Origin of the sequence: Corallococcus llansteffanensis (genome assembly GCF_003612055.1) — a bacterium.
GTDB classification, from domain to species: domain Bacteria; phylum Myxococcota; class Myxococcia; order Myxococcales; family Myxococcaceae; genus Corallococcus; species Corallococcus llansteffanensis.
Genome location: NZ_RAWB01000805.1, coordinates 1 through 3,444, shown reverse-complemented (window position 1 = coordinate 3,444; position 3,444 = coordinate 1). Strand labels below are relative to the sequence as shown.

General features: G+C 69.9%; 6 protein-coding genes and 1 pseudogene. 4 read left to right on the top strand and 3 right to left on the bottom strand.

Features of this window, described 5'->3' with window-relative positions; all coding sequences use genetic code 11:
- A pseudogene (locus tag D7V93_RS40490) lies at positions 1 to 277 on the bottom strand (hypothetical protein); the annotation flags it as partial.
- 87 nt (positions 278 to 364) lie between these two features.
- On the opposite strand from D7V93_RS40490, the gene corA reads away from it, so the two are divergent.
- Genes corA through D7V93_RS40470 form a run of 4 tightly spaced genes read left to right on the top strand, consistent with a single transcriptional unit; the run spans position 365 to position 2,839 of the window.
- On the top strand, positions 365 to 1,306 hold the full coding sequence (gene corA / locus D7V93_RS40485) for a magnesium/cobalt transporter CorA (protein WP_120648351.1): 942 nt from the start codon (positions 365 to 367) through the stop codon (positions 1,304 to 1,306).
- 34 nt (positions 1,307 to 1,340) lie between these two features.
- The gene (locus tag D7V93_RS40480; RefSeq protein ID WP_120648350.1) at positions 1,341 to 2,126 is read left to right on the top strand and encodes an alpha/beta fold hydrolase; all 786 of its coding nucleotides are present in this window, start codon (positions 1,341 to 1,343) and stop codon (positions 2,124 to 2,126) included.
- Between the two features lie 47 nt (positions 2,127 to 2,173).
- Positions 2,174 to 2,443 carry a carboxymuconolactone decarboxylase family protein gene (locus D7V93_RS40475; RefSeq protein WP_120648349.1) on the top strand — a complete coding sequence of 90 codons (270 nt, stop codon included), beginning with the start codon at positions 2,174 to 2,176 and terminating at the stop codon, positions 2,441 to 2,443.
- Between the two features lie 30 nt (positions 2,444 to 2,473).
- Entirely contained in the window at positions 2,474 to 2,839 is a 366-nt protein-coding gene (locus D7V93_RS40470) for a carboxymuconolactone decarboxylase family protein (protein ID WP_120648348.1), read from the top strand.
- A 37-nt stretch (positions 2,840 to 2,876) separates the two neighbouring features.
- Here the strand turns inward: D7V93_RS40470 and D7V93_RS40465 are convergent, their stop codons facing one another.
- Both D7V93_RS40465 and D7V93_RS40460 read right to left on the bottom strand, forming a co-directional pair.
- Positions 2,877 to 3,254, bottom strand: coding sequence for a hypothetical protein (locus tag D7V93_RS40465; protein ID WP_120648347.1), 378 nt, complete (start codon positions 3,252 to 3,254; stop codon positions 2,877 to 2,879).
- Between the two features lie 36 nt (positions 3,255 to 3,290).
- Positions 3,291 to 3,444, bottom strand: a 154-nt coding sequence (locus tag D7V93_RS40460; RefSeq protein WP_208723312.1) for a membrane dipeptidase, incomplete at its 5' end; no start/stop codon positions are given.

Here is a 3,444-nt window from a genome sequence, read left to right as displayed (position 1 = left end):
GCTCCCGGATGACGTTGAGCAGCGCGTTGACGTCCATCACCGTGTCGCGGATGACGGGCGCCATCTCCTCCCACAGCGACAGGTCGGGGCTGGCGTCGACGACGGGCGTCTCGTACTTCACCAGGTCCAGGTCGCTCAGCCGCAGGATGGCCTGGGCCGCGGCGAGATACACCGCACGCAGCCGCGCGGCGAAGGCGCGGTCGGGCAGTGACTGGAGGATTTCTTCGAGCCTCGGGGTAAGGGAGGCCGGTGGGGGATTCTCGGCGGCAGCGGACACGTTGACCCCACTCTACCCCTCGACATCGCGTCCGGGGAGTTCTAGCAAGCGTCCCGGGCCAGAAGGATGGCCGGGGAGCCGACGGAGATGATCCAGGTCTGTCTGTGGGAGGACGGCAAGGCGATTTCTGGGGGCGAGGAGCTGCTCGACCGGCCGGGGCCCAAGTGGATCGACGTCCTGGAGCCGGACGCGGACGTGCTGGGCCGGCTGGCCGAGCGCTTCGAACTCCACCGGCTCGCGGTGGAGGACTGCCTGCACCTGGACCAGCGGCCCAAGCTGGAGGAGTACCCGCACCACCAGTTCATCGTGCTCCAGGGCTTCACCTGCGGGAAGGAGGTCACGGAGCTGACGCTGCACGAGCAGCACTTCTTCCTCGGCGCGGACTGGCTCATCAGCGTGCACCAGCTCCGGCTGCCCAGCCATGAAGCCGTCGTGCGCCGCGTGAAGGACGACCCCGCGGGGACGCTGGGCCGGGGCGTGGACGTCATCCTGTACATGCTCACGGACGCGCTCGTGGATGCGCAGTTCCCCATCATGGATGACTTCAGCGACGAGCTGGAGGACCTGGAGGACGCCATCTTCGCGGAGCCGGACCCCGAACAGCTCCAGCGCATCTTCCAGCTCAAGCGCTCGCTGGTGACGCTGCGCCGCGTGCTGTCCCCGCAGCGGGACGTGGTGGGCATGCTGTCGCGCCGGGGCATCCCGCAGATTCAGGAGAAGACGACGCTGTACTTCCGCGACGTGTACGACCACCTGGTGCGGCTGTACGAGCAGATCGACGCCAGCCGCGACGTCGTAGGCAACGTGATGGACGGCTACCTGTCCATGGTGGCCAACCGCACCAACGACATCAGCAAGCAGCTCACCATCTTCGCCACCCTCTTCCTGCCCCTGTCCTTCATCGTGGGCTTCTTCGGGCAGAACTTCGACGAGCTGTCGGGCAAGGGTTGGTACTACTTCATGTGGGCCACCATGGTGGGCTTCCCGCTGGGGCTCCTCGGCTGGTTCAAGTACAAGAAGTGGCTCTGACGCCGCACCCGCACCGGAGCACCTGGGAGGACGCATGCTGACGGTCGCCGTGGATGGAATCCCGCTCCACTACCGGGACGTGGGCCAGGGGTTGCCGGTTCTGCTGCTGCACGCCTTCCCGCTGGACGGCTCCGCGTTCGACCGGCAGGTGGCGGCGCTGTCCGGGCGCTACCGCTTCATCGTCCCCGACCTGCGCGGCTTCGGGCAGAGCCGGCGGGGTGAAGGGCCCACGGAAATGCGCCACCTGGCGCAGGACGCGCTCGCGCTGCTGGACGCGCTGAACCTCGACGCGGCGGTGGTGGGCGGGGTGTCCATGGGCGGCTACGCGGCCATGGCGCTGCTGCGCGAGGACGCGGGCCGGGTGCGCGGGCTGGTGCTGGTGGACACGCAGTGCACCGCGGACGACGACGCTGGCCGGGAGAGGCGCGAGGCCACCGCGAAGCAGGCCCTGTCCGAAGGCACGCCGTCCGTCATCCAGGGGCTGGTCCCCAAGCTCGTGCACGCGGGGCCGGACTCGCCGGTGGGCCGCGAGGTGACGGCGATGGGCCTTGCCGCCTCGCCCCAGGCGCTCGCCGCCGCGCAGCGGGGCATGGCGCTGCGGCTGGACAGCAAGGACCTGCTCGCGCGCTTCGCGGGGCCCACGCTGGTGGTGGTGGGCGAGCACGACACCGTCACGCCCGTGGCCAAGGCGAAGCAGATGGTGGACCTGGTGCAGGGCGCGCGGCTGGAGATCATCGCCGGCGCCGCGCACCTGCCCAACCAGGAGCAACCGGAAGCCTTCAACGCGGTGCTGGACGCGTTCCTCGCCTCGCTGTCCTGACCGTCGTCCCCGTCGTCCCCGTCGTCCTCGAAACGCAAAGGTGCGCGATGAAGAAGCCCCCTGTCCCGGAAGCGCTGTACCTGCCGGACGTCGAGTCCCACACGTCCGACGGCCACTACGGACGAATGATCGCCGGGGCGAAGGCCGCGGGCTTCGCGCCCCCGGGCATCTGGCACCTGTTCGCCTTCAAGCCGCGCATGACGGACGCGCTGTCCGCGTTCACCCACGAGGTGATGCGCGGGCCCTCGCCGCTGTCGGCGGGGTTGCGGGAGCTCATCGCCGCGTACACGTCGCGGCGCAACGCCTGCGTTTTTTGAACGGGCTCCCACGCCGCGGTCGCGGCGGAATTGCTGGGCAGCACGGAGCGCGTCCAGGCGGTGCTGGACGATGTGGCGACGGCCCCCATTCCGGAGGCCGAGAGGGCGCTGTTCGCCTTCGTGGAGAAGCTCAACGACGCGCCCGGAGACGTGCGCCGCGAGGACGTGGAGCACGTGAAGGCGGCGGGATGGTCGGACGAGGCCGTCTACGACGCGGTCTCCGTCTGCGCCCTCTTCAACTTCTACAACCGGTGGATCGACGGCACCGGCGTCCAGGGCATGGCGCCGGAGATGTACGAAAAGTCCGCGAAGCGGATGGCGGCGGGAGGCTACCTGCCCGGGCCGCCCGCCCGGAGCCCGCCGCCGTCCTCGGACGACGGCGAACCGGAGCGGTGAACCCGCGCGCCTTCAGACCGAGGGCGCGCGGAGCCCGTCAGGGAGTGCAGACGGCCTGATCGCCCTGCACGGTGCACGACGAGCAAGCGTCGGTCTTCTTCAGCACGCCCCCCTCGCACAGCAGCAGCGACTTGCCGTCGGGGGCGCAGCCGCCGCGGCCCTCGGCGTCCTGGGCGCAGGCGTCGTTCTCCAGGTTGAGGGACGTGTCGCACCGCACGCTGTCCGACAGTTCACGGCAGCCCAGCGGCCCGCGGCACGCCAGCGCGCGCCACTCCCCGTTCCGGCACTCCAGCGCCTGCGCGTCGTCCTGACACACGTAGTCCCCGCCGTCACAGGAGTCACCCGAGCCCGGCCCGCCACAGCCGGAAAGGAGGAAGAAGCCGAAGGACACGAGCGCGAGAGAAAGACGGTTCATGGGTGGTGGCGACTCTTCGCGAGCGGTTTTTCGCTGTCAACCGCCGCCGAGCGTCTCCCGGAAGTAACGTCGGAAGTTGCCACCCAGCACACGTTCCACCCACGCCTCCGGGTGTCGCCGCAGCAGCGCCTCGGTGAGGCGGGGCAGGTCCGTCACGTCCCGCATGCCCTTCGGCAGCGCCACCATGCCG